Origin of the sequence: Bradyrhizobium sp. HKCCYLRH1030, assembly GCF_051168395.1 — a bacterium.
GTDB lineage: Bacteria > Pseudomonadota > Alphaproteobacteria > Rhizobiales > Xanthobacteraceae > Bradyrhizobium.
The window spans coordinates 360,316-384,246 of the sequence record NZ_JBNPUY010000006.1 but is presented as its reverse complement, the minus strand read 5'-3'; the positions used below and the strand labels follow the sequence as shown (position 1 = coordinate 384,246).

Here is a 23,931-nt window from a genome sequence, read left to right as displayed (position 1 = left end):
ATCGAAGGCCGGCGGCCCCCCGTTCGATCACGGGATCGGCTTTACCATCCATCGCTCTGCGTCTACTAGTGAATATCGCCCTGACCATACTTCGGCCACGGTGCTCCTGATCGGGGGGACACGGGTATCAGTAACACTCAGATCCTGGACGAACGCGCGACCGAGGCCGGATTGGCTTGGCTCCCCGTCATCGTCATCCCGCTCTTCCTGGTCGCGCCGGCGCTGTGGAACGGCTACCCGCTGCTGCAGTGGGACACCGGGGGCTATCTCGCGCGCTGGTACGAAGGCTATCTGGTGCCGAGCCGCTCGACCGTGTTCGGGCTCTATCTGCATTGGGGCGAGGGCTCGAGCTTCTGGCTCAATCTCGGCCTGCAGGCGCTGGCGACGCTGTGGATCCTGCAGCTCACCTTGCGCCTGCTGGGACTGGCCCAACCGCTGCGACTGCTCTGGATCGGCCTGCTGCTGATCCTGACCACCGCCCTGCCCTGGCTCGCCAGCATGCTGCTGACCGACATCTTCGCCGGCCTGTCGGTGCTCGCGCTCTACATCATGGTCACTCAGGCGCGCCGGACCACCGTCCTGGAAAAGTGCGCGCTGTTCGGCTTCGTCGCGTTCGCCTCCGCCACCCACAGCGCCACGCTCGGCGTGCTGTTCGGCCTGTGCTGCGCCGGCTGGATCGCCTATCCCTGGCTGCGCCGGCAGATCGCGCTCTCCGGCCTGCTCCAGGCCAGCATGACGATCGTCGCGGGTGCGGCGATGCTGCTCGCGGCCAACTTTGCCCTGTCCGGCCAGCTCGCGTGGACGCCGGGCGGTACAGGCGTCGCCTTCGGCCGCATGCTCCAGGACGGCATCGTGGCGCAATATCTGAAGGACCATTGCGCCCGCGAGAAGCTGAAGCTCTGCCCCTATCGCAACGAGCTGCCGCCCACCGCCGACGACTTCCTGTGGGGCAACAGCATGTTCAACAAGCTCGGCCGCTTCGAGGGCATGAACGACGAGATGGGCTTCATCGTGAAGCGGTCGCTCGCGGCCTACCCGCTGTGGCAGGCCAGGGCCGCCGCGGTCGCCACCGCCGAGCAGCTGGTGCATGTGGCGACCGGCGAGGGCACCAACGGCTGGCTGCCGCACACCTATGGCATCATCGAGCGCTACATCCCCTCGCAGGTCAAGAAGATGCGCGCCGCACACCAGCAGCACTGGGAGATCAGTTTCGCCGTCATCAACTGGCTGCACGTGCCGGTTGCGCTGGCCTCGATGCTGGCGGCGGTGGCGATCGCGGCGCACGCGATCTGGCGCCGGCGACGCGACGACGTGGCCCTGCTCGCCATCACCGTGACCCTGGCACTGCTCGGCAATGCCGTGATCTGCGGCGTCATCTCCGGCCCGCATGACCGCTACGGCGCCCGGATGGTGTGGATCGCCACCTTCACCGCGCTGATCGCGGCGACGAGGTGGTTCAGCGGCGAGCGTGTGGACGGCTCCGCCGCATGACGCCCCCGTGGCCCGCATGAGCGACAGCCGGCGCCGCAAGGCGTCGGGATAGCGACATGCGGGGTCTCGCGCGCTGTGCCGGAGAACCCGGGGGCGCTGCGCTTGCCCGGGCTACGGCTTCACCGCCGTGACAGAAAGTCGATCACCCCGGCCTTGTAGACCTTGTCGCCGACCGCGCGCATGTGATCGCGATTGGGGATATCGAGCACTTCGGCACCGGGGATGAGCGCGCCGAGCGCCGGACCGGAGCCCGACACTTCGTCGGCCGTGCCGACCGCGACCAGCACCGGCACGGCGATACGGCGGGCGTCGTCGCGCGAGATCAGGCCGCGCGAGCCGCGCATGCAGGCGGCCAGCGCCAGACGGTCCGAGCGGGTCTGGTCGGCGAAGGCGCGGAAGGTGCGGCCCACGGGATCGGTCACGTTATCGATCGAGGGCGCCTCGAGCGCGGCGGCGACGTTCTCGCCGGGACCGCCGCCTTCGATCATCGCCATGCCGATGCCGCCGAAGATCGCCGAACGCAGCCGCTCTGGCGCGGTCAGCGCGATATGCGCGGCGATGCGGCCGCCGAGCGAGTAGCCCATCACGTCGGCGCTGGCGAGGCCGAGATGATCCATCAGCGCCGTGACGTCGCTCGCCATCTCCGCGATCGAATACAGCGTGGGGTCGTACAGCTTGGCCGAATCGCCATGGCCGCGGTTGTCGAGCGCGATCACCCGGCGGCCATCCTTGCGCAATTCGGAGATCCAGGCCGGATAGACCCAGTTGACGTTCTTGCTCGAAGCAAAGCCATGGACGAGCACGATCGGATCGCCCTCCCCCTCGTCGATGAAGGCAATTTCAACGGCGCCGTTGTGAAAGCTCGGCATCGGTCGCGAATCCCGGAACGCTGGAGTGAAGCTGGTCGGACGAAGTCTAGATCATGATGCGATTCCACGGAATCGCATCATGATCTTATCCCTTTGTTTGAGCATGATCTTTTCGGAAAACCGGCTTCCACTTTTCCGGATCATGCTCTAGCCGCAGGACGCGGTTGCGGCCAGTTCGGGAGCGACGGCCGCGGCCTGCATCCGGCGCAGGCGGCGCCGCCGGCTCCGGTCGAGCCAGGCCTGGGTGGCCCGCTCGCTCATCGCCTTCAGCGATGCGACGAAGCTGAGCAGCGTCATCAGCGCGCCGAACAGCCAGAGCGCGAGATTGAATGCCCCCGCGGTCAGCAGCAGCGCGCCGCGGCCGAGCAGCTTCAGGATCGCCCGCGTCTGCCCGCCCTTGGCCTCCGCCAGGCGGGCCGCGCGGGCGATGTCCTTCGGTCCTTCGGCGAGCTTGAGCGAATCCAGTGCGCCGCGCGTGCCGGCCTTTTCGGTGATGCGGCCGACATCCTTGGCGAGCCGCACCAGCGCGCCGGCCTTCTCAGCGCGGAACGCCGCCCGGATCGCGGTCGCGGTCTGGCCCGGACGAAGCACCGAGCCCGAGGCCACCGCCTGCTGCAACAGAGGCGCATCGACCACCTCGCGCGCGGAACGTCCCGCCCAGGCGGCGAGCCCCTCGCCCAGCCGGCCAACCTTTCGCGCATCCTTCACCAGCGTCAGCCCGGCCCGCACTGGCGCGGCGGTGCCGGCCGAGGCATAGGTTACGGCGGTGACGGCAAGACCGGCCGTGGCCAGGCCCAGCACCAGGCGGTCGGTCTCCTCGCCCATCACCAGATGCTTGCCTTCGCGCACCGCGTCGCGGATGTCGCCGAACACGAAGAGATCGCCGGCCACCGTGCCGGACAGGCTCGCGACGTCGTCGGCCTGGCCGGTGACGAGCCCGGTCGCGAACCGCTTGGCAACGCTGGCCGGCGCCTTCTCGGCGGCCACCGCATCGCTCACGCGCTGCACCAGCCCTTCGTCGAGCGCGACCTGCTGATCCCGCGCGAGCGCGACGAAGCTCTCCGCGAGATCTGGATCGCCGGCGGCGAGCGCGTCCTCGATATTGCTGATGATCCGCGCCGGATCGTTCTGCAGAACGGACGCGATCTGAAGCTCCGACAACCTCGCCGGATCGTCCTGCGCCACGACGATGGCGCCGGCGCCATAGGCGTGCGGCCATATCGCAGCGCCAACCGCGGCGCTCACGGCGAGCCCGGCCAGCGCCAGACCGAGTCCCAGCTTGATTCGCTTCGAGATCACGCCGCCTTCACGTTTTCGCGGGAACGATGCGGAGACACATAGTAATTCCCGTGCCTGGCACAACGGCCCCGACGAAAGAAGGGCTTCTCGGCGGCCCTGAGTTTGTGTCGAATCCACAGGCCACAACATAACGGCGTGCGTTGCACCAAACGCGGGTTCCCAGCACTAGGAATTGGCCTTAAGGCTCAGTATGGTCGCGCCGTTTTCGACGCGCGCGGCCGTGCGACCTCAGTCCCGTCCTGCTCCGTCGTGCTGACCGCATACGCTCCCGTTGCCACGCGAGGTGATACCGATGGCCGATAACATCGTCCCGCATTTCAACAACGATGCCGGAGTCCCCGTCATCGAGATCGGCTCGCATGAGTTCATGTGCGTGGGCGCCAATCCGCCGTTCGATCATCCGCACGTGTTCCTCGATCTCGGCAACGACAAAGAGATCATCTGCCCGTACTGCTCGACGCTGTACCGCTATGCGCCGGACCTCGCCGCCGGCGAGGCGCGGCCGCCGGAATGCGTGCTGAAGGACGTCGCCTGATCGGCGTGTCGTGGCATCGCGTACCGTCTATGTGGCGGGGGCCGGAATTGGCGGCCTGACGGCTGCGCTCGCGCTCGCCACCAAGGGCTTCCGCGTCGTCGTGCTGGAGAAGGCCGAACGGCTCGAGGAGGTCGGCGCCGGCCTGCAGCTCTCGCCCAACGCCAGCCGTATCCTGCTCGATCTCGGCCTGGGGCCGCGGCTGACCGCGCGTGCCGTGGTGCCCGACGCCGTCAGCATCATGAGCGCGCGGGCCGGCGGCGAGATCGCCCGCCTGCCGCTCGGCGAGGCCGCGAGCCAGGCGGCTGGCGCGCCTTATTGGGTGATCCACCGCGCCGATCTGCAGGCGGCGCTGGCCGCGGAGGTGATGGCGCATCCGGACGTCGAACTGCGGCTCGGCTGCCAGTTCGAGGACGTCGCCGCCCACGCCAAGGGTCTGACCGTGGTGCATCGCCGCGGCAATGAGCGCCGCCAGGACGTGGCGCTGGCGCTGATCGGCGCCGACGGCGTGTGGTCGGCGGTCCGGCACCACCTGTTTCCGCAGGTCCGCGCCGAGTTCTCCGGCCTGATCGCCTGGCGTGGCACGCTCGACGCCCGGCAATTGCCACGCGAATTGACGGCAGCGCGGGTGCAGCTCTGGATGGGCCCCGAGGCCCATCTCGTCGCCTATCCGATTTCGGCCGGCCGCCAGGTCAACGTGGTCGCGGTGGTGCCGGGGACCTGGAACCGGCCGGGCTGGAGCACGGAGGGTGATCCGAGCGAGCTGAAGGCGGCGTTCGCGCCGCCGCGCTGGCCCGCGACGGCGCGGCTGCTGCTCAATGCGGTCGACGGCTGGCGCAAATGGGCGCTGTTCGGCGTCCCCGAAGGCATCGAATGGACCGAGGGCAGCGTCGCGCTGCTGGGCGACGCCGCGCACGCCATGCTGCCCTTTGCAGCGCAGGGCGCGGGAATGGCGATCGAGGACGCGGTGGTGCTCGCCAAGTGCCTGAGCGAGGCGCGCCCGGACGGTCCGGGCGCGATCCCGGCTGCGCTGAAACGCTACGCCAAGCTGCGCCGCCCGCGCGTCGGCCAGGTGCAGCGCACCGCACGCAATCAGGGCCGCCTCTATCACATGACCGGACCGCTGGCGCTGGCCCGCGACCTCAGCATCAAGGCGCTCGGCCCGCAGCGCCTGTCGGCGCGGCAGAGCTGGATCTACGACTGGCGGCCGTAGGCGAAGCGGCCCGGTCTCAGTAGACCGAGCCGTCCCGCGGCAGGGTCGACGGCGTGCCCGCACCGGAGGCCATCGGCCGCGCGGGACGCGCCGGCTTGACCGGCTTGCCGGATTTCGCAGCAGCCGGCTGCGGTGCCGGGGTCTCCTGGCACTTGTTGCGGCGCCAGGCCTCTTCGGCGAACTGGGTCTGGCCACGGATCGCGATATAGTCGTTGCGATAGGCGACCTCGGCCACCACCGCGCCGCCGGCTCCGGTCTCTGCCTTGGCCATCAGGCCCTGCAGCTCGGCTGCGCGCCCGGCCAGCGCCTTGCGCTCGGCCTCGAGCTGCTTGCAGTCATAGAGCTCATACTTGGCCGGATCCGCGAAGGCGGTCGACACGCTGTCGCTCATGCCGGCGCAGCCCGACAGCAACGATCCCAACCCCAGCAGTCCCGCGGCCAGCGCGACGCGAAGCCGATCGCTGGTCACGCAGCCTCGACCGTGCAGCGGCGTCGAGCCATTGGCTCGATCCTGGGCTCGATCATGGGCTGATCGGCCGCGGACATCGGCCCGAACGGCGGCAGCATTCGTCTCTGCGATGGTCCTCGGATTCGTCACGCTCACCTCGCCCAACGACCGGCCCGCAAGGGATGCGGATCCGAATCGGATTCTCGTGATGGGTCCGTGCCTTACAACGGCCGCTTCGTCCATGTCTTGCACCACGTGATCCCAGACTTGGCAAAGCGCCTCAACGCGAAGGCATCTCAAAGCAGCTGGTGACGGCCGGATTGAGGCTTTACCAAGGCGCTCGCGCTGGCTTGAGCAGGAGCTTCGTCAGGCACGCCATTGCCGGACGCTTACGGTTTTTCACCTTGATCCGATCCCTTTCATGGTGCGGGCGGTCAATCGGTTTCGACACCATCCCCTCTTATCCCTTGCTGCGGGCGGCGGGACAGGTCGGCCCCGATCTCCCCGCGCCCAAGGGAGCGACGAGGAGGCCGCCCGAGCGAGAGAAACAAGCTTCGGGGCGGGACGGCGGCGCCGGCCACAGAGCGCCGCCGTTGGCGAGATCAGCGATCGGCATCACCGATGCGAATATAGATGCGCGATCCATTGCAGATCTGAGCGTACCGGTTGCCATCGGAACGGCTGACCAATTGGACGATCGGCGCGGGCTGGGCGAATGTGATGGTCCGCGCGCCCTCGCTGATCACCCCAGTCGCATCTGCAACGTCGGCGACTTGCGTCAGCCCGGCGATCGGGCCGGTCAGGATCGTGTGGCTGTACGTGCCCGGCACCGCCTTGAGCAACACTCTCTCATCGGAGGCGATCGTGTAGGTGAACTTGTATGAGGTAACGCCGGTCTCGCCTCCGCCGGTGTCCACCGAGAAGTCCTGGACATCCATCATCCCGGTGCCATCGGCGCGAAGCACCATGACGCCTTCGACGGTGAAGGAAAAGAGCTTCAGCGGGCCGCCCTTTGGCGTGAAGTTCGAATTGAATCCGACAGCGGCCGGATTCCGGATGCACAACGATTTGCCAGCTAACGCATAGGTTCCGCGTAGACTTGCATGATCATTCGCAGACGCGGCCGTGCTTGCCGTCGCAGCGGCGGCCAAAATAAGAAAGCGGTGCATATGGTTTCCTCCCCGATCCGAACAATGGCTCGCCCTTACATCAGCGGTCGTCGTCGCTGAGGCGGGTCATGATGAGAGATCCATTGCAGATCCGGGCAAACTGGGTGCCATTGGAACGACTGACCGTCAGGACGGTCGGCGCGGGCGGAGCGAGGACGATGGCCCGTGCTCCTTCGCCGATGAATCCGCTGGTGTCGGGAACATCGACGACTTGCGTCAACCCGGCGTTCGGTCCGGTCAGGGTCGTGGAGCTGTACGTACCTGGCACCGCCTTGACCGACAGCTTGCCACCGGGGTCAATCGAGTAGGTGATCTGGTACGAGATATCGCTGGTCGTGCCTTCGCCTGCGTCGACCGTGAAGGACCGGTTGTTCACCGTGCCGGTGCCGTCGGCGCGAAACACCATGACGCCGTCGACGGTGGTGGCGAAGAACACGACCGGCCCCTTCGGCAAGAAGTTCGAATCGAATCCGATCGACGCCGAGTTCTGGATACAGTCCGATGCGCCCGTCATCGCATAGGTCCCGTGAAGCCGACTGGGGTGATCATGAGCAAACGCCGCCGCGCTTGCAGTGATACCGACGAGGACCAGAATAGAAGAGCGATGCAAAGTAGCCTCCCTGATCGAATGATCGCCCTTGCGTGGGCTGGAGGTACCATATGCCGCAAAGATGACGATTAGTCGTTGTTAGTAACAAAGCTGCAAAATAACGCCGCACTCGCAAGAGTTGAATGCTCTGCGGCAATTTCTCATACGAACAGCTCGACTCCAGCAGGCGCAATCTCCACATCAGTCCCCGCTCCTCGTGCATCCACAACCAGCCGTGCGGGATCCGAGGTCGTGTCCCCGGTGGTGGTGTAGCTAGCGGTGGGGCAGCGCGTTCGCCGGGGAGAGCCGGGCAGGTCAGCTGGCGATTGCCGGGGCGGGAGCTGGGCCGCCACGGCTCACCAAGCCTTATTTCGTTATCATCCGCCTCGGTGGCGCGGTCGGCGTTGGTGCCGCCGGCGAGATGACAAACGTCACCCAGGCGTTCCAGCCGTCAGGCCGGTTTTCCGCGGCAAATTCCTTGTAGGCCTTGAAGTTGAGGTAGCCTTGCATGTCACCGACCGGGAAGATAAACCCGACCTGCGGGCCGACACCCGCGACCTGCGAGCGGAAGCAGCCGACGCGATCGCCGGAGCCGCTATCGCAGCCAAGTTGCTTGTAGACGTAGCCCACCAGCCCGATCTGGACCTGCTTGCTCAGGAATTGCGAAGCGCCCCAGTCGAAGTGCATGTCGACGCCGCTTTGATACTGCGTGTCAGGATTTGTGAAATTGTAGGTGAAGCCTAGCACGCCGGAGAGCTCATGTCCGCTCTGTGGATTGAAATAGGTGTAGCCGCCGCCCGCATCGATCGTCCCATGCCCGATCCCGATATTGGCGAGGCGCGTGGACTGGTAAGCGCCGACAGGGATGTCACCCATCACGTAGGTCATGTAGTTGTTGACGCCCGCGTTCCAGCGCAGTGCGAATTGGGGGATCAAATCGCCGAAGCCAGTGATGGAATCGCTGACGGAATCAAAGCGCGAGAACGGAATTGAGCCGCCCGGTGTTGAAAGCGAGCCCGTCACCAATCCATTGAGCGAGGTTGTATTTGCGCCGTAGATTCCGATCAGGCTTGCAGACGCCTGACCACCGAGAACCGGTGTCGCGAAGACGTAGGTCGCATTCAGCAGGCCAAGATCGACGTTCGCATTGACGTTTGCGTTCAAGGTAGCTGTCAGATTCGCAGGAATACGGCCGATCTGGATCTCACGAGCGCGCGCCACGTCCCTGCCGGCAGACACTGAGGTATGATAATAAATTGACGCAGCCGACCAACCGGGCTGCTGAGGCGTGGCGGCAAGGCTACCGAATGTGCCCGGAATCCAAAAGCTGATGCCGCTCTCATCTGCCGAGACAATCGTCGGTACTGATGCAATGGTCGCAAATGCAATAGCGCCAAGCGCCCTCGTCATTCTCATGGCAATCTCCTGCCGAACCACGACCCTCGCTCATAGTGAGTGACGAGCATGATGCTGACAGCATGACAGGCCGTACTGCGCCGGGCGATAGCCGTCACGATGATAGGGAACAATTTGCAACCGGATGTTGCAAATGGAGCACAGTGTCGCGCTGGTCCGCCGCTTAGCAAAGAATTGCTGTTTGTTCCTAAGGAAATTCACGCGGCGCTTTGAGAGACAGGATAGCCTCGCGCGTGATCATGAGAGACAAACCTCGTCGCCGTTTGGGAAAGTGCCTTTTGGTTTCTCGTCTTTCAGGAGGCAGTTGCCAGCTACATCCATAGGGCCACACGGCCTCCGCACAGCCATCTCCCAGGTCAAGACGATTGCCCTACTCGAGACGATCGCTCTTGATCGCAAGCCGATGCTTCGCAGAAAGCTTCTGCCAAGAAACCAACGAAACTGCTGCAACCAAGGTGATCGCGAGCGCGGCGCCGACGACGGGATGATTGAGCTTGTAGGCGAGCATAGCGTATCGCTGTCGATCCAGGAAGACCAGGAAAGCTTGCCCTTGACGGTTTGAGACTCAGAAAATGTTCCCCATTGATTTCGCTCAAGGTCCGTTATTCGACTTGTTCGGTGCAGCACGATGCCGAGCGTGTGCGCGTGTCCTGCTCTTCAATATTTCTTCGATATTTGATGGTTCTTTGCAGATGCCTGACCGGCGTGAGACATCGGCAGGTCCATACAATAATACAATAGATGAGCGTGCCCCGCTGGTTAGCACAGCCAGGCGATCGCATCTGCCCTAGGCGCCTTCGCGCGTGGGTTGATCTGCGTCAACGTCGCTCCTTGCGCCGTCCTAGAGGATCACAAGCATCTGCGCGGTTGCGCGCACCTCTTGGGGAGGGCCTGCGATGAATTTTCGTGCGATTGCTTCCATATTGTTTTTGACGTCGGCGATATCCGCCCCCGCGTTTGCACAGCAAGCGCAACCGACTACGCCGCCGCTCGGCTCCCCGGCCGCGACCATCACCATTCCGGGCGACCAGCTTCCACCGCCACCGCCGAAATTCGGCGGCACGATCACGGAGGATGCGAAGACCTCGAAGCCGTGGTGGCCTCCGACGGTCGTGCCACGTAAAGGTGCGCCGAACGTTCTGCTGATCATGACCGACGATTCCGGTTATGGCGTGCCGAGCACATTCGGCGGGGTGATCCCAACGCCAACGCTCGATCGCATCGCCAAGAATGGCCTGCGCTACACCCAATTCCACTCGACGGCGCTCTGCTCGCCGACGCGAGCGGCTCTGATCACCGGTCGCAACCATCACTCGGTCGGCTTCGGCCAGATCAGTGAACTGGCGACTGGATATCCGGGTTATGACTCGGTCATCGGTCCGGAGAACGCGACTATCGGCCGGATTCTGAGCGACAACGGATATGCCACATCGTGGTTCGGCAAGAACCACAACACGCCGTCCTTCCAATACAGCGCGGCCGGTCCGTTCGACCAATGGCCGAGCGGGATGGGCTTCCAGTACTTCTACGGCTTCATGGGTGGCGAGACCGACCAGTGGACGCCGTACCTGTTCCGCGACCACACCCCCGTTTACCCGTGGGTCGGGAAGAAGGGCTACAACCTGATCACCGACATGGCGGACGACGCGATCCGTTACATGAAGGAACTTGACGCCGCGGCGCCCGAGAAACCGTTCTTCGTCTACTACGTACCTGGCGCGACCCATGACCCGCACCAGCCAACCAAGGAATGGATCGACAAGATCAGCAAGATGCACCTGTTCGACCAGGGCTGGGAGAAGTTGCGAGACCAGATCTTCGCCAACCAGAAGCGATTGGGCGTGATTCCCGCAAACACGCAGCTCACGCCGTGGCCGGACGTCTTGCCGAAGTGGGATTCGCTCTCGGAGGTGAAGAAAAAGATCGTCATTCGCGAGGCCGACGTGTTCGCGGCCTATACCGCCTATGTCGACGATGAGATCGGCCGGGTGATCCAGGCCGTCGAAGACATGGGCAAGCTCGACAACACGTTGATCATCTACATCAACGGCGACAACGGCACGAGTTCGGAAGGCTCGATGATGGGTACGCCAAACTGGCTGACGGTCGCCAATGGCGTGCTCGATTTGCCGGAGGTCGAGTATCTTCGATATTACGAATCCTGGGGTTCGGACCAGACCTATCCGCACATGGCCGTGCCGTGGGCGTGGGCGTTCGACACGCCCTTCAAGTGGACCAAGCAGATCGCGTCGCATTTCGGTGGGACGCGGCAGGGTATGGCTATCTCGTGGCCCGGCCACATCAACGATGTCGGAGGCATTCGCCCCCAGTTTCATCACGTGATCGACATCGTGCCCACAATCCTTGAGGCGGCCGGCATCAAGGCGCCCGACATGGTCGACGGCATCAAGCAGAAGCCCATTGAAGGCGTTAGCATGGCGTACACGTTCGACAAGGCAAATGCCAACGCACCGTCGAAGCGCACGACCCAGTACTTCGAGATGTTCGCCAACCGCGGCATTTACCACGAAGGCTGGTACGCCGCGACCACACCACCCGAGCCGCCGTGGCTTGTCGGCACGAAGGCGCTGCCGCCGGTCGAGCAGTACAAGTGGGAGCTCTACAACCTTGCCGAGGACTTCTCGCAGGCGGACGACCTTGCGGCGACGAATCCCGAGAAGCTCAAGGAACTGCAGGCGGTGTTTGCGGCGGAGGCGAGCAGGTACCAGGTGTTTCCGCTGGATAACTCGGTGCTCCCGCGGCTTCTCACGCCGCGGCCGAGTGGGACGGCAGGGCGAACGGAGTTCACCTATGTCGGTGAGAACGCTGACATTCCGATTGCCAATGCTCCCAGCCTCCTGAACAGGGACTACACGATCACAGCCGAGATCACCGTGCCCAGTGGCGGTGCCGAAGGGATGATCGCTACAATGGGCGGGAGGTTCGGTGGCTACGGCCTTTACCTGCTCAAGGGCAAACCGGTCTTCGTCTACAATCTTCTCAATCTCAAACGTTACCGCTGGGAGGGCGGCGTTGGAGCCGATGACTGGCTGGGCCAGGCGCTCAGTCCGGGTAAGCACAAGATCGTCTTCGACTTCAAATACGATGGACCCGGACTCGGCAAAGGCGGCAGCGGTGTCCTTTCGGTTGACGGCCGAGTGCTGTCGCAACAAAAAATGGAACACACGATTCCATTCATGATGGCGATCGATGAATCCATGGACGTTGGGCTCGATACCCGCACCGCGGTCGATGATAGCTATACGCTGCCATTCCGATTCACAGGCACGATCGACAAACTGACCTACAACATCAAGCCGGAACAGTTGGCTGAGGAAGATCGCAAAGCCATGCAGAAGGCCGCGACCAAAGCAAACGACTAGCCTGGTCATTCCCAGCAAAGCAGTGGGGAGCAAAAGCTCCCCACTCTCAGAACCCGATGTGTTCCGGGTCTCGCATCGGGGATAGTCGCTTATATGGACCTGCCATCTGCGTCATCTGCGGTGGCCTCCCTCTTCGACGGCTTGCGACCGAAAGACAGGACGTTTCGAGCTTAGGTCAAATATGGGTCGAGCGGCGCACTAATGAAAAGGAGATCGCTCATGAATTCATCTGCTGGACAGGAAGGCATTTCGCTTCATCGCCGCTGCCTGCTCACGACCGCACTCGGTGCCGGGCTGGGCACAGCCTTGTCATCCACAAGAAGCGAGGCGGCCGGCCCGCTGCTGCGCGCACTCGGCGACCTGAAGGGCGATGTCGAGGAAGAACTGGCGTATGTTCTTGCGTTGGAATGCTATGTCTACGGCTTTCCGCTTGTCATGATGGACGCAACCCGAGCGGTGATGACTGCCACGTCGAAGTCCGAACAGTATAAAGCGCCTGTCAACCAGTTCGGCAGGATGCGGACTTATGTCGATCCGGATTTCAAAGACTGCGTCCGCATCAGCGTCAACTCCCTCTGGGCGTTTTCATTCATCGACCTGGACAAGGAGCCGTTCGTCTATTCTCAGCCCGACACTCAGGGGCGATACATCATCATGCAGGCGCTCAACATGTGGACCGACGATTTCGCCTCGGCGGGCAGTCGGACGACCGGAACTGGCGCCGGAAACTTTCTGATCGCCGGCCCCAAATGGAACGGTGTTGCGCCCAATGGCATCAAGCAAACGTTCCGATCGACGACGCGCTACGCATCTGTTCTGGTCCAGATCGCATGCGACAGCCCCAAGGAGTTCGTTGCAATCAACAAGCTGCAGGATGAATTGCAACTGACGCCGCTCAGCGCCTGGGGCAAGTCCTACACGCCACCCTCCGATGTGCCGATCGACACCAGTGTCGATACAACGGCGACGCCGTACGATCAGGTGCGGCTCATGACCGGCGAGATGTTCTTCAAGCGCCTCGCCGCTGCGTTGAAGGACAACCCGCCTTACCCTGACGACGCCAAGACTATCGACAAGCTCAAGCGCATCGGGATCGAGGTCGGCAAGGACTTTGAACCGTCCAAGCTCGATCCGGCCGTTCTGCGGGGGATCAACCGGGCGCCGGCCGAGGTCTGGTACAAGCTGGAAACAGGCCCCTACACTGCGCCGACCGTGAACGGCTGGCAGGGCGCGCTGAATATCGGTCGCTTCGGTACCGACTACACCACGCGGGCATTCATCGCCTGGTTTGGATTGGGGGCGCTGACGTCGGACGATGCGGTCTATCCAACCGCCTTTGTCGATGGCGACGGCAACGTGCTGGACGGCGCGGCGAAGTATGTTCTCCATCTGGAGAAGGACGAGATATTCCCATCCGAAGCTGGGGTCTGGTCGGTCTCGCCCTATCGCGAGAATTTCTATGTTCGGAACGCGATCAACCGCTACGGCATAACTTCTGCGATGCCGATCAAATACAATCCAGACGGCTCGCTCGATATCTACATCCAGGCGCAATCACCAGGCGGCGACAAGGAAACGAATTGGCTTCCGTGTCCGCCGAGCCTGCCCTTCAATCTCAGCGTCAGGGTCTATCAGCCCAAGACTGCCCTTAAGGACGGGACGTTCAAGATCCCGCCCATCCGGCGCGTTCGCGACACCTGAAGAACTTGCAAGGACTGCGCGAGGAGATGGACAGTGTAATCCAGTTAGTGCCGGTAACGCCTTCAATCGACCAACTGGCACGGATCATCGGCAACGTGGCGGCCCCGGCTTTCCTGCTGGGAGCCGTCGCGTCCTTCATCTCGGTTCTTATTTCCCGCATCAACCGTGTGGTCGACCGGGCCCAGTTCCTTCACGGCATCACCGATGATGATGCTTCAAAGGCTTACCTCAAGACGGATATTCCCCGGCTGCGGCACCGGGCTTCGCTCCTGAACAGGTCGCTGTTCTGCTCCATCCTTTCTGCGATCCTCACCGCCCTCATCATCATCGTTGCCTTCATCAGCGCCCTGTTCGATGTTGCCCACGAATATGGCGTGGCGCTGCTATTCATGGCTGCGCTGCTGACGTTCTGCGCTTCTCTCATCGACCTCGCCCGCGAAACCCGAATTGCACTTCACGACAACGACCTGCGCGTGTAAGTCTTCCAGGGCAGTCGAGGGGTGATCGGATGTGACGAAGAGGTCTCGGAAGAGCCGCGGGCGTCAGAAGGCCACCGCGACGGCCCGGCCTGAACAAGCCCGACTCCTGCTCAACGCTCCGCGCCAACATTCCGCTTGCGGACTGCCGCGCTGTTGGCAATCGGGTCGGGTGCGCTGTTTCCTCTGCTTGCAAGCGGGCTGTCCTGGTTCAAGACGCCGGATACCTCGTCTCAGCCGACCAGCGTAGCAGAGCTGAGCTTTGTCGGCAGCCAAGCGTGCAGCGGCTGCCATCAGGCGGAGACAGGGCTATGGCAAAGCTCGCAACATCGCCACGCTATGGATCACGCGAACGACACGTCGGTCCGCGGCGACTTCAACGATACCGCGTTCGAATATGCCGGAACGCGCTCGCGCTCCTTCCGCAAAGACCGGAAATTCTTGGTCGAGAAGGCCCACAAGGCCGATCCCAACGCTAACCGCGAGTGGGAGCCAGAGGAGTGGCAATTCGCGCGCGAGAACGCTCCGCTCGAGATCAAGATTTGCCTGTTCCTCGCACGTTACAAGACGCGCACGAACGACAAATTCGTGAACCTACCGGTGCTGCCCGAGTTGCAGGCCTTCATGGGCGAGCTGAAGGTGCAGCGGGCGAACAGGCTGATCGCTGTCCGCGACGACGGGACGGTGTGGCCGTCCGAGAAGGAGATGCAGACCCGGGTGAGCCACTGGCTGCGCGACCGGGAGCGCGCCGGCCACATTGGCGCCGGCACCACGCTGCACGGTCCTGCGCGTGTCCTACGCTGCTTGGTGGAGGCGCAACGGCGCCAACACCCGCGAGGTGGCCGATCTGATCGGCGACGAGCCGGAACGCATGGGCGCCCACTATACCCGGCACGTCGAGGCCGAGCAGAACATCATCCGAGCATTCAGCAGGATCAAAGACGGTCAGGACAAGGCGTGAACGGGTTTTGTAACCGAAATGGAAACGCAAGGGTTCGATTGGAAAACATTTGCCGGCCTGGAACGAAAAAGCTATGGAAATCAATAGGGCGGACGTGGCGGAATTGGTAGACGCAAGGGACTTAAAATCCCTCGATGGCAACGTCGTGTGGGTTCGAGTCCCACCGTCCGCACCAGCCCTGTGCACGCCCCGCTCGGCCGCCCTGCCCGGCTCAGTTCAACGCCGCCAGCCGCTCGAGCTCGGCGAGATCGGTGACCTCCAGCCTGCCCTCCGTGATCGTCAGGATCTTGCGATCGCGAAACAGCGCCAGCACGCGGCTGACATGGACCGAGGTCAGGCCGACGGCGTCGGCGATGTGCAGCTGCTTCAAGGGAAACGGATAGCGGTGGTGCTGGACCACACCGTCCACCGCGACGCGCCGCATCAGGCTGAGCAGCAGATGCGCGATCCGACGCTCGGCCGGACGCTGGCCGAGCACGGTGATGAGCTCGTAGGAGGCCCGGCCGTTGTCGCCGAGAGAGCGGAACACCTCCATCATGACCAGCTCGTCGGCGCGGCACTGCTTGCGGACCTCCTCGCCATCGAGCCGGCTGACCTGGACCTGGGTCAATGCCTTGGCCGAGAAGCTCATGCCTTTGGCGAAGATCGCCGCCGGCGAGAAGATGTCGCCCGGCAGCAGGAAGCGCAGGATCTGGCGGCCGCCATCCGACAACTGGATGTAACGGAATGCCCAGCCGCCGCAGAGCACGAGCACATCGTCGCGCGCCTCGCTCTGGCATTTGATCTGCTGGCCGGCCCGGACGGTGAAGAACTGCTGATGGAGCCGCGGCAGGGCCGACTGCTCCCGGCAGGCCTTGAAAAGCGCGGCACAGAATCCGGAATCGACGTGGGTGCAGGAGACGCAGCAGCCGGGGAGATCGGGTTCTGATCGCAGCATCAAGGGGTGCGCGCGCTTGCGTCCAATCCGTCCCGCCGACCCGGCTTCGTCATTCGGTCATCGGGACGCTGTGGCGGTCGATCGGGGGCGGCGGATGCCGAGGCCCTTCGACCTACGTCGCAGCTAAAATGGAACCGGCCCGCCGCGATATAACCTGGATTAATCACGCGGCTGAAAGTCGCGTATCCATGCCGACGGCCGTCGCAGCGCGATCGCTCGCTTGGGCTTTGGATCTCACCCGAAGCATCATTGACGCCGCACGCGCCTACGCCGCCTGCGCTCGCGCCGTCAGCTCCGCCATGGTGGTGGACTTGAAGCTCGGTCGCGCCTCCAGCCGTTCGATCCAGGCTACGAGGTTGGGATGGCCGGCGGTCAGCTCCGCCCATTCCGGCGTCAACGACAGGAAGCTCGCCTGCGGCGCGGCCTGCAGATCGGCCAGCGACAGATGATCGCCGACCATGAACGGCTGCTCGCCGAGCAGCCGCGACAACTCGGCGATGACAGTTCTCGCCTGCGGCATCGCGCGTGCGATCGCGGCCTCATCGGTGGTCGTGCCGAAGAATTGCGGACCGACGATGCGCTGGAAGAGGATGACGTTGCACACGCCCTGGAACAGGTACCAGTCGCTGATGTTCATCACCTGGTCCATGCGCGCGGCCTGCCTGACATCCGCGGGCGTCAGTGCCGGCTCGGGCAGCACACGATCGAGATAGCGCAGGATCGCCTGGGTCTCGTACAACACGAAGCCGTCATGCGCGAGCACCGGCACGCGCCCGAAGGGATGACGCGCCAGATGCGCCGCGCCCTTGGAGTCGCCCGGCGCCAGCGCCGCGAGCCGATACGGCGCGCCTTTCTCCTCCAGTGCGATCAGCACGCTGCGCCCGAACGGGCTCCCCGGCACGGAATGGACGACGAACTCGGACATCACGATCTCCCCCACGCTGATGATGAACTGCTCACGATGACGCCGGCGGCCGCTCGGCCTCGGCCACGAAGCGCTGCAGCAGCCCCGGCCAACCGCCGTCGACATCCCGCCGCATCGACGCGCCGGCCTCGCGGCCCATGGTTTCGAACTTGTGGTGCAGCAGCTCGACGCGGGTCACATCCGGGCCCTCGGCAACGAATTGCACATCGACCTCCGAGCGCATCGCCGCATCCGGCCTCCACTGCGCATCGACCTGCCACAGCATGACGAAGCGATGCGGCGGCTCCCATAGCGTGATGGTCGCGACCGTGGTCGCCGTGCCGTCCTCGGCGATCTCGAGCCAGTGGCCGCCGAGCTTCGGCTCCAGCAGCACCTTCTCGATCGGCTTGCGGCCGACCCCATGCGTATGCGGCCACCAGCGCGTCAGGCCGCGCGTGAACACGTCGAAGGCATGATCGATCGGCGCCCGGACATGGACGAGCTTCCGCACCGGCGCGATCACGACACCCTCACTCATCGATCCCCCCTTTCGTCTGTCGATGCGTGCGCTCCGCCTCGATCTTGAAGGCGAGCAGCGCGTCGTCCCAGAAGCTGTCGAGCCAGTCGCGCAGCTCGGCCAACCCCTCACGGCGCAACGCGTAGATGCGGCGCACGCCTTCGCTGCGTTCCTCGACCAGCCCGGCATCCTTCAGCACCTTCAGATGCTGCGAGACCGCCGGCCGCGACACCGGCATCCCGGCCGCGATCGCATGGACCGGCCGCGGTCCACCGCGCAGCCGTTCGAACACCTCCCGCCGCGTCGGGTCCGCCAGCACATTCAGTGTCGTTCCGTAAGCCATGACTTACTGTAAGCCACTACTTACATAAACGTCAAGGCGGCACGCCGGAGAACGCGAGAGCCCCGATCCCTGCAGATCTCGCCACCGCCGGTTGCAAGGAGAAACCCGCCATTAACCATAACCGAACCAGGGTGGAACCAACGGTTGCCGGCGTCCGGGCGGGTTGTGCGACGTCGCTCAGGCTGGCCGGGGCTCGCCATCAATGAGAGGCACGATGCTGGGATTCCGCCGAAAGAACGAACCATCGGACGCCCCGCTTGCGTCCGACACCTCCGCACACGACGCCTTCCAGGACGCGCTGGCGCAGTGCCTCGGTGACTGGGCGGACGGCAAGCTCAATCGCGATACCGGAGGCGTCGATGCTGCCGCGCTGCGCGCCCAGCTCAAGCCGCAACTGATCGAGGCCATCCATCGTCTCGGCACCGCGCTCGCGGCCCGCGCGTCCCAGGATCTCGATTCCGTCGTCGACATCTGCATCAACAGCAACGAAGCCTCGATCAGCGCGGCGCGCCTGATCGGCGCCTCCAACAATCAGTCCGAACGCTGTCAGAGTCTCGCTGCCGCATCGGTGGAGATGCAGGCCTCCGTGCACACCATCCGGTCGACGTCGACCGAAGCCGCTGCCGAGGCCGCCGCGACGCGCCGGGCCGTCGAGAACAGCGTGACCGCGGTACAACGAACGTTGCAGACGATGAACGGCATCGCCAGCTCCGTGCGCGACACCTCGGCGAAGATCGCCGATCTCAGCGCCGCCTCCGCCGAGATCGGATCCATCGTCGGCACCATCGACGCGATCGCCAACCAGACCAACCTGCTGGCACTCAATGCCACCATCGAGGCGGCGCGCGCCGGCGAATTCGGCAGGGGCTTCGCGGTTGTCGCCGCGGAGGTCAAGAACCTGTCGCAGCAGACGACCAAGGCGACCGAGGACATCAAGGGTCGCATCGAGCGGCTGCAGGCCGAGATGAGCGGCATCGTCGAGGCCATGGCCGGCGGCGCCAAGGCGGTCGAGGTCGGCATGTCCGAGATGAACGATCTGGCACAGGCGATCGATCAGGCCGGCACCCGGACCGCGGTGGTCAGCACCAAGATGGACGAGATCTCCGGCATTCTCGCCGAGCAGTCCGCCGCGACCGACGAGGTCGCGCAGGGCATCACCATCATCGCCGATCTCGCGACCGCCAATGCCAACGAGGTGATGTCGCTCGCGGACACCATGGGCAAGACGGACGCGAAGGTCGGCAAGATGCTGGGCGAGATCGCCAAGCTCTCGCTCGACAACCAGGTGGTGAGACTGGCCAAGGCCGACCACGTGATCTGGAAAAAGCGGCTGGTCGACATGTCGGTCGGCCGGCTGCAACTGCGGGCCGACGAGCTCTCCGATCATCACACGTGCCGGCTCGGCAAATGGTACTATGGCGAAGGCGGCCGGCAATTGGCCGGGGATCCGGCATTCCGCAACCTCGAGCGCCCTCACGAGGCGGTGCACCGCCACGGCAAGGAAGCCGCGCGCCTGTTCAGCTCAGGGCGCATCGAGGAAGCGCTCAACGAGATCGGCAGGGTCGAGGTCGCTTCCAGCGAGGTGTTGGCGGCGCTGGACGAGATCAGGGCCTCATAGCTACGAGGCTGCTGCCGACGTCACGTCACTCCATCCTCGCGTCATTCCGGGGCGTGTGCAGCACGAGCCCGGAATCCATAGCCACAGGACAGGGTGTGGTGTGAGATGGCCGTGGCGCTTGTCTTCGCCACATGACGGCGCGTGGATATGGATTCCGGGCTCATCGCTGCGCGATGCCCCGGAATGACGGCGAGAGAGCCGGCCCCGTCGGCAGTCGTGTAGCCCGGATGAGCGCGGCGACATCCGGGTCTCCTCCACAGCGCGTTTGAACCCGGATGTCGCTATCGCTCATCCGGGCTACGGCTACGGCTACGGGCCGCGGCCGACATCTCGTCACTCGCTCTTGTCGACGTTCCAGAACACCGGCACGGCCTGCCCTTCCAAGACGCCGGTGATCGATTTGCGCCAGGCGCTCGGCATGAACCATTGGCCGAGCGGCACGTAGATCACCTGGTCGTAGACCTCCTGCTGAATCTGGGCGGCGATCCGCTTCTGGTCCTCCGGCTTGGTGGCCTTGGCGAAGGCGTCGCGCAGCTCCTCCATCTTGGGATCGTCGGGCCAGCCGAACGGGCTCTTCTGGCCGCGTGCGCCGACGAAGGTGCTGCCGATCGGATTGCCGGAGTCGGCGATCACCGAGTTGGTGAAGAACATGTTCCAGCCGCCCTCCTTGGGCGGCTTCTGGCTGGCACGCCGCGTCACCACGGTCTGCCAGTCCGTCGTCTGCAGATCGACCTTGAAGCCGGCCTCGCGCAACAGCTGCGCGGCGACCACCGGCTGCGCCTTCAGGGTGATCGCGTCGCCCGGCGCGAGGATCACGACGGGCGTACCGTCATAGCCGGCCTCGGCCAGCAGCTTCTTGGCCTGCTCCATGCCGTTGCCCTTCACCAGCGTCTCCGAGCCGATGTCGGATTCGAGCGGCGTGCCGCAGCCGAACACGGCGCCGCAGATCGTGTAGTACTTGGCGTTACCGACGAGCGCGTCGAGCACATCCTTCTGGTTCAGCGCCAGGAACGCCGCACGGCGGATCTTCACATTGTCGAACGGCGGAAACAGGAAGTTCATGCGTCCCAAGGTCTGGTAGCCGAACTTGTTCAGCACGTTCATCGAAAGATCGGGATTGGCTGATAGCACCGACTCGAGATCGAGCGGCGGGAATTCCATGAAGTCGATGTCGCCGGCCTGCAGCGCGTTGACGGCCGTCTGCGCATCGGGCATCGAGACCCACTCGACGCGGTCGACCTTCACCACCTTGCCGCCGGCCGTCCAGCTCGGCGGCTCCTTGCGCGGCACGTAGTCGGTGTTCTTCTCATACACCGCCTTCACGCCCGGCTGGAATTCCGCCTTGACGAACTTGAACGGTCCGGAGCCGATCTGCTCCGAGATCTGCTGGTTCGCAGGCGTCTCGGCCAAACGCTTCGGCATCATGAACGGTACGTAGGAGGACGGCTTGCCGATCGACTCCAGCACCAGGCCGTACGGCTCCTTCAGCTTCAAGGTGATGGTCTTGGCATCGGTGGCCTCGAGCGAGGCCGTGGCCTCCATCAGCTTCTGGCCCATGCTGTCGTTGCGGCTCCAGCGCTTCAGCGAGGCGACGCAATCCTCGGCGGTGACCGGCGTGCCGTCGTGCCACTTCAGGCCGTCGCGCAAGGTGAAGCTGTAGGTCAGTTTGTCGTCCGAGACCGTCCATTCTGCCATCTGCGGCTGGACCTGAAACTTGGCGTCGGTCCCGAGCAGGGTGTCGTACACCATGTAGCCGTGGTCGCGGGTGATGTAGGCCGGCGTGAACACGGGATCGATGACGCGCAGGTCCGAATGCATCACCGCCGTGATCGTCTTCTTGCCGGCGGCGAAGGCCTGGGTCGTCACGCCCGCCATCGACACGGCCATGATCGAGGCGACGAACCATGAAACGAGCGCGGATGCGGTCCGGCGCGGAGTATGTGACATGCGATCTCTCTTGGCGTGAGCATCCATCCGAGGGCCCCGATACCGATCAAGGCCTGACGAGGCGTCCTGCGTCGCGTCTGCAAACGCTCAGCAAACAGTCTCGGCGAGGAAGATTTGCAGCAGTTCCATCGGAGGTCAATCGCCATGGACGCATGGGTCACCGCATCAAGCGGCTGCACACATCGTGACTGCCGACGATGGCGTCCCGCCATCTGGAACTCGGCTGCGCCCCGTCCGTTATGCGCAGCAGCAAGGAGCCTGATGATGCCGAATGAAGTCACCAAACCGCGGGACGGTCGACATCCGGCCATGCCGATCCGCACCGATAAGAACCCGTCCCGGGATCAGATCAGCCCACCCTTGATGGTCGAGGGTCTCGAAGCGGTGCGCGATCCGCACTGCTGAAGGGCGCTAACGCACGGGCGAATGCAGGAACAAGAAAGAGACGCGGCGAAGTCTCCACTTCGCCGCGTCTTTGTTTGCATCACGAGTGCGTCCGCCGCCTACTCGCTCTTGTCGACATTCCAGAACACCGGTGTCGCCGGGCCGTCGAGCACGCCAGTCAGCGATTTGCGCCAGCCACTCGGCAGCAGATATTGTCCGAGCGGGATGTAGATCACCTTCTCGTAGTTCTGCTTCTGGATTTCGGTGGCGATCTTCTTCTGCTCGTCGGGCGAGGACGACCGCGCATAGGCGTCGCGCAGCTTCTCGATCTCGGCATCCTCGGCCCAGCCGAACCAGCCGCCCTTGGTGCCGCGGCCGCCGACCGAGACGTTCGCCACGGGATTGGCGACGTCGGCGCCGACCCAGTTGGTGAAGAACATGTTCCAGCCGCCCTCCTTCACGGGCTTCTGGCTGGCGCGCCGCGTCACCACCGTCTGCCAGTCGGTGGCCTGCAGGTCGACCTTGAAGCCGGCCTCGCGCAACAGCTGCGCCGCCACCACGGGCTGCGCCTTCAAGGTGGTGACGTCGCCCGGCGCCATGATCGCGATCGGCGTGCCGTCATAGCCGGACTCGGCGAGCGCCTTCTTGGCCTCGGCCATGCCGTTGCCCTTGATCAGCGTCTCGGCACCGACGTCGGTCTCGAGCGGCGTGCCGCACACGAACACGGCGCCGCAGACCTTCTGGTACTTCTCGTTGCCGACCAGCGCGTCGAGCACGTCCTTCTGGTTCAGGGCGAGGAAGGCCGCGCGGCGCACCTTCACGTTGTCGAACGGCGGGTTGAGGAAGTTCATGCGGCCGAGCGTCTGGTAGCCGAACTTGTTCAGCACGTCGATCTTGAGCTCGGAGTTCGACTCCAGCACCGGCAGCATGTCGTAGGGAAGGTTCTCCATGAAGTCGATGTCGCCGGACTGCAGCGCGTTCACGGCGGTCTGCGCGTCAGGCATCGTGATCCACTCGACGCGGTCGACCTTCACCACCTTGCCGCCGGACGTCCAGCTCGCCGGCTCCTTGCGCGGCACGTAGTCGGTGTTCTTCTCGTACACCGCCTTCACGCCCGGCTGGAATTCCGCCTTGACGAATTTGAACGGGCCCGAGCCGATCTGCTCGGGAATCTGCTGGCCCTGCGGCGTCTCGGCGAGACGCTTCGGCATCATGAACGGCACCAGCGAGGACGGCTTGGCGATCGACTCCAGGACGAGTCCGTAAGGCTCCTTCAACTTGAGCACGATGGTCTTGGCATCCGGCGCCTCCAGGCTCGCCGTGAAGTCCATCAGCTTCTGGCCCATGCCGTCATTGCGGCCCCAGCGCTTCAGCGAGGCGACGCAATCCTCGGCCGTGACCGGCGTTCCGTCGTGCCACTTCAGACCGTCGCGCAGCGTGAAGGTGTAGGTCAGCTTGTCGTCGGAAACCTTCCAGTCCGCCATCTGCGGCTGGACCTTGAAATTCGAATCGGTCGCCAGCAGCGTGTCGTAAACCATGTAGCCATGGTCGCGGGTGATGTAGGCCGTCGTGAATCCGGGATCGATGACGCGCAGATCCGAATGCATCACCGCCGTGATCGTCTTCTTGCCGGCTGCGATGGCCTGGGTGCTCAGCGCCGTCGAGAGCGAAAGCATGGAAACGGCGAGGCTCGTCGCGAGCGTCAGACGTTTCCAGCGCGGGCTGTGGAACATT

General features: G+C 64.2%; 22 protein-coding genes and 1 tRNA gene. 10 read left to right on the top strand and 13 right to left on the bottom strand.

Annotated elements, in window-relative coordinates; translation table 11 throughout:
- Positions 1–126 precede the first annotated feature (126 nt).
- Positions 127–1,491, top strand: a complete 1,365-nt coding sequence (locus ACQR1E_RS20180; protein WP_434897508.1) for a hypothetical protein — start codon at positions 127–129, stop codon at positions 1,489–1,491.
- 119 nt (positions 1,492–1,610) lie between these two features.
- Here ACQR1E_RS20180 and ACQR1E_RS20175 read toward each other — a convergent pair whose 3' ends face one another.
- Entirely contained in the window at positions 1,611–2,360 is a 750-nt protein-coding gene (locus ACQR1E_RS20175; protein WP_315714691.1) for an alpha/beta fold hydrolase, read from the bottom strand.
- Positions 2,361–2,507: 147 nt separating this feature from the next.
- Positions 2,508–3,659: a hypothetical protein gene (locus tag ACQR1E_RS20170; RefSeq protein ID WP_434897478.1), complete on the bottom strand. Its 1,152-nt coding sequence runs from the start codon at positions 3,657–3,659 to the stop codon at positions 2,508–2,510.
- 292 nt (positions 3,660–3,951) lie between these two features.
- Between ACQR1E_RS20170 and ACQR1E_RS20165 the strand changes: the two genes are divergently transcribed.
- Complete coding sequence (locus ACQR1E_RS20165) at positions 3,952–4,194, top strand: zinc-finger domain-containing protein (RefSeq protein WP_315714692.1); 243 nt, start codon at positions 3,952–3,954, stop codon at positions 4,192–4,194.
- Positions 4,195–4,204: 10 nt separating this feature from the next.
- A complete protein-coding gene (locus tag ACQR1E_RS20160; RefSeq protein ID WP_315714693.1) occupies positions 4,205–5,404 on the top strand; it encodes an FAD-dependent monooxygenase in 1,200 nt (399 codons plus the stop codon).
- 16 nt (positions 5,405–5,420) lie between these two features.
- Here the strand turns inward: ACQR1E_RS20160 and ACQR1E_RS20155 are convergent, their stop codons facing one another.
- The 5 genes from ACQR1E_RS20155 to ACQR1E_RS20135 form a co-directional block, all read right to left on the bottom strand.
- Positions 5,421–5,795, bottom strand: coding sequence for a hypothetical protein (locus tag ACQR1E_RS20155; RefSeq protein WP_409999229.1), 375 nt, complete (start codon positions 5,793–5,795; stop codon positions 5,421–5,423).
- 659 nt (positions 5,796–6,454) lie between these two features.
- Positions 6,455–7,021, bottom strand: coding sequence for a hypothetical protein (locus ACQR1E_RS20150; RefSeq protein ID WP_316202845.1), 567 nt, complete (start codon positions 7,019–7,021; stop codon positions 6,455–6,457).
- Positions 7,022–7,061: 40 nt separating this feature from the next.
- Positions 7,062–7,535, bottom strand: a complete 474-nt coding sequence (locus ACQR1E_RS20145) for a hypothetical protein (RefSeq protein ID WP_315826227.1) — start codon at positions 7,533–7,535, stop codon at positions 7,062–7,064.
- A gap of 441 nt (positions 7,536–7,976) precedes the next feature.
- Positions 7,977–9,020, bottom strand: coding sequence for a SphA family protein (locus ACQR1E_RS20140; RefSeq protein WP_315714978.1), 1,044 nt, complete (start codon positions 9,018–9,020; stop codon positions 7,977–7,979).
- Between the two features lie 376 nt (positions 9,021–9,396).
- Entirely contained in the window at positions 9,397–9,534 is a 138-nt protein-coding gene (locus ACQR1E_RS20135) for a hypothetical protein (RefSeq protein WP_315826228.1), read from the bottom strand.
- Positions 9,535–9,922: 388 nt separating this feature from the next.
- Between ACQR1E_RS20135 and ACQR1E_RS20130 the strand changes: the two genes are divergently transcribed.
- The 5 genes from ACQR1E_RS20130 to ACQR1E_RS20110 all read left to right on the top strand — a co-directional run bounded on the left by ACQR1E_RS20130 (position 9,923) and on the right by ACQR1E_RS20110 (position 15,722).
- On the top strand, positions 9,923–12,409 hold the full coding sequence (locus ACQR1E_RS20130; RefSeq protein WP_434897477.1) for an arylsulfatase: 2,487 nt from the start codon (positions 9,923–9,925) through the stop codon (positions 12,407–12,409).
- Between the two features lie 219 nt (positions 12,410–12,628).
- Positions 12,629–14,110: a DUF1254 domain-containing protein gene (locus ACQR1E_RS20125; protein WP_434897476.1), complete on the top strand. Its 1,482-nt coding sequence runs from the start codon at positions 12,629–12,631 to the stop codon at positions 14,108–14,110.
- Positions 14,111–14,136: 26 nt separating this feature from the next.
- Positions 14,137–14,589, top strand: coding sequence for a DUF2721 domain-containing protein (locus ACQR1E_RS20120; protein ID WP_315826231.1), 453 nt, complete (start codon positions 14,137–14,139; stop codon positions 14,587–14,589).
- A gap of 135 nt (positions 14,590–14,724) precedes the next feature.
- Positions 14,725–15,657, top strand: a complete 933-nt coding sequence (locus ACQR1E_RS20115; RefSeq protein WP_434897475.1) for a hypothetical protein — start codon at positions 14,725–14,727, stop codon at positions 15,655–15,657.
- Positions 15,636–15,722, top strand: a tRNA-Leu gene (locus tag ACQR1E_RS20110). The genes ACQR1E_RS20115 and ACQR1E_RS20110 overlap by 22 nt, the downstream gene beginning before the upstream one ends.
- A gap of 36 nt (positions 15,723–15,758) precedes the next feature.
- Here ACQR1E_RS20110 and ACQR1E_RS20105 read toward each other — a convergent pair.
- The 4 genes from ACQR1E_RS20105 to ACQR1E_RS20090 form a co-directional block, all read right to left on the bottom strand.
- The gene (locus ACQR1E_RS20105; protein ID WP_434897474.1) at positions 15,759–16,484 is read right to left on the bottom strand and encodes a Crp/Fnr family transcriptional regulator; all 726 of its coding nucleotides are present in this window, start codon (positions 16,482–16,484) and stop codon (positions 15,759–15,761) included.
- Positions 16,485–16,749: 265 nt separating this feature from the next.
- A complete protein-coding gene (locus ACQR1E_RS20100; RefSeq protein WP_315749441.1) occupies positions 16,750–17,409 on the bottom strand; it encodes a glutathione S-transferase family protein in 660 nt (219 codons plus the stop codon).
- Between the two features lie 31 nt (positions 17,410–17,440).
- The gene (locus ACQR1E_RS20095; RefSeq protein ID WP_434897473.1) at positions 17,441–17,926 is read right to left on the bottom strand and encodes an SRPBCC family protein; all 486 of its coding nucleotides are present in this window, start codon (positions 17,924–17,926) and stop codon (positions 17,441–17,443) included.
- Positions 17,919–18,248 (bottom strand): ArsR/SmtB family transcription factor, encoded by a 330-nt coding sequence (locus ACQR1E_RS20090; RefSeq protein ID WP_316200528.1) that lies wholly within the window; start codon positions 18,246–18,248, stop codon positions 17,919–17,921. Before ACQR1E_RS20090 ends, ACQR1E_RS20095 begins: the two co-directional genes overlap by 8 nt.
- Positions 18,249–18,462: 214 nt before the next feature.
- On the opposite strand from ACQR1E_RS20090, the gene ACQR1E_RS20085 reads away from it, so the two are divergent.
- Positions 18,463–19,866, top strand: coding sequence for a methyl-accepting chemotaxis protein (locus ACQR1E_RS20085; protein ID WP_434844760.1), 1,404 nt, complete (start codon positions 18,463–18,465; stop codon positions 19,864–19,866).
- Between the two features lie 333 nt (positions 19,867–20,199).
- On the opposite strand, the gene ACQR1E_RS20080 is transcribed toward ACQR1E_RS20085, so the two are convergent.
- On the bottom strand, positions 20,200–21,813 hold the full coding sequence (locus ACQR1E_RS20080; RefSeq protein WP_434844761.1) for an ABC transporter substrate-binding protein: 1,614 nt from the start codon (positions 21,811–21,813) through the stop codon (positions 20,200–20,202).
- A gap of 264 nt (positions 21,814–22,077) precedes the next feature.
- On the opposite strand from ACQR1E_RS20080, the gene ACQR1E_RS20075 reads away from it, so the two are divergent.
- Positions 22,078–22,218: a hypothetical protein gene (locus tag ACQR1E_RS20075; RefSeq protein WP_316202212.1), complete on the top strand. Its 141-nt coding sequence runs from the start codon at positions 22,078–22,080 to the stop codon at positions 22,216–22,218.
- A 98-nt stretch (positions 22,219–22,316) separates the two neighbouring features.
- Here the strand turns inward: ACQR1E_RS20075 and ACQR1E_RS20070 are convergent, their stop codons facing one another.
- Positions 22,317–23,930, bottom strand: coding sequence for an ABC transporter substrate-binding protein (locus ACQR1E_RS20070; RefSeq protein WP_316202213.1), 1,614 nt, complete (start codon positions 23,928–23,930; stop codon positions 22,317–22,319).
- Position 23,931 lies beyond the last annotated feature (1 nt).

Coding starts and splice junctions, on each gene's coding strand:
- ACQR1E_RS20075 (WP_316202212.1), top strand. CDS start 22,078: ATGCCGAATGAAGTCACCAAACCGCGGGACGGTCGACATCCGGCCATG.
- ACQR1E_RS20145 (WP_315826227.1), bottom strand. CDS start 7,535: ATGACGGGCGCATCGGACTGTATCCAGAACTCGGCGTCGATCGGATTC.
- ACQR1E_RS20135 (WP_315826228.1), bottom strand. CDS start 9,534: ATGCTCGCCTACAAGCTCAATCATCCCGTCGTCGGCGCCGCGCTCGCG.
- ACQR1E_RS20070 (WP_316202213.1), bottom strand. CDS start 23,930: ATGTTCCACAGCCCGCGCTGGAAACGTCTGACGCTCGCGACGAGCCTC.
- ACQR1E_RS20090 (WP_316200528.1), bottom strand. CDS start 18,248: ATGGCTTACGGAACGACACTGAATGTGCTGGCGGACCCGACGCGGCGG.
- ACQR1E_RS20100 (WP_315749441.1), bottom strand. CDS start 17,409: ATGTCCGAGTTCGTCGTCCATTCCGTGCCGGGGAGCCCGTTCGGGCGC.
- ACQR1E_RS20085 (WP_434844760.1), top strand. CDS start 18,463: ATGCTGGGATTCCGCCGAAAGAACGAACCATCGGACGCCCCGCTTGCG.
- ACQR1E_RS20125 (WP_434897476.1), top strand. CDS start 12,629: ATGAATTCATCTGCTGGACAGGAAGGCATTTCGCTTCATCGCCGCTGC.
- ACQR1E_RS20155 (WP_409999229.1), bottom strand. CDS start 5,795: ATGAGCGACAGCGTGTCGACCGCCTTCGCGGATCCGGCCAAGTATGAG.
- ACQR1E_RS20120 (WP_315826231.1), top strand. CDS start 14,137: ATGGACAGTGTAATCCAGTTAGTGCCGGTAACGCCTTCAATCGACCAA.
- ACQR1E_RS20080 (WP_434844761.1), bottom strand. CDS start 21,813: ATGTCACATACTCCGCGCCGGACCGCATCCGCGCTCGTTTCATGGTTC.
- ACQR1E_RS20095 (WP_434897473.1), bottom strand. CDS start 17,926: ATGAGTGAGGGTGTCGTGATCGCGCCGGTGCGGAAGCTCGTCCATGTC.
- ACQR1E_RS20105 (WP_434897474.1), bottom strand. CDS start 16,484: ATGCTGCGATCAGAACCCGATCTCCCCGGCTGCTGCGTCTCCTGCACC.
- ACQR1E_RS20165 (WP_315714692.1), top strand. CDS start 3,952: ATGGCCGATAACATCGTCCCGCATTTCAACAACGATGCCGGAGTCCCC.
- ACQR1E_RS20130 (WP_434897477.1), top strand. CDS start 9,923: ATGAATTTTCGTGCGATTGCTTCCATATTGTTTTTGACGTCGGCGATA.
- ACQR1E_RS20175 (WP_315714691.1), bottom strand. CDS start 2,360: ATGCCGAGCTTTCACAACGGCGCCGTTGAAATTGCCTTCATCGACGAG.
- ACQR1E_RS20150 (WP_316202845.1), bottom strand. CDS start 7,021: ATGCACCGCTTTCTTATTTTGGCCGCCGCTGCGACGGCAAGCACGGCC.
- ACQR1E_RS20140 (WP_315714978.1), bottom strand. CDS start 9,020: ATGACGAGGGCGCTTGGCGCTATTGCATTTGCGACCATTGCATCAGTA.